The organism is Mesorhizobium sp. M2E.F.Ca.ET.209.01.1.1 (genome assembly GCF_004010375.2).
GTDB lineage: Bacteria > Pseudomonadota > Alphaproteobacteria > Rhizobiales > Rhizobiaceae > Mesorhizobium.
Genome location: NZ_SADP02001273.1, coordinates 1 through 285, shown reverse-complemented (window position 1 = coordinate 285; position 285 = coordinate 1). Strand labels below are relative to the sequence as shown.

The following is a 285-nucleotide window of genomic DNA, read 5'->3' as shown; positions in this document are numbered from 1 at the left end:
CCTCAACCGTCTTGTCCGAATAGAGCGCCGTGGTCGAGGAGGTCACGCGCTGCATATCGCCGATGCTGAACAGCGGGAAATAGAGGCTGACATCGGTGTGCACATCCGCTTTCACGGTGCTGGCGGTCCTGTCGACGGTGAGCTTGTCGAGCACGATGCGGTTGGCCTGCAAGATGCCGGCCGCGCTGTTGGCATCGAGGAACGCCTGCACCGTTTTGTTGGCATCGGCTTCCGTGATGACGCCGAGGGTGAGCTCGCGGGCCGTCGCGGCCACGGCCCCGTCGC

At 64.6% G+C, this 285-nt stretch carries 1 pseudogene; it reads right to left on the bottom strand.

What is annotated here, in order from left to right:
- A pseudogene (locus EN852_RS40040) lies at positions 1–285 on the bottom strand (hypothetical protein); the annotation flags it as partial.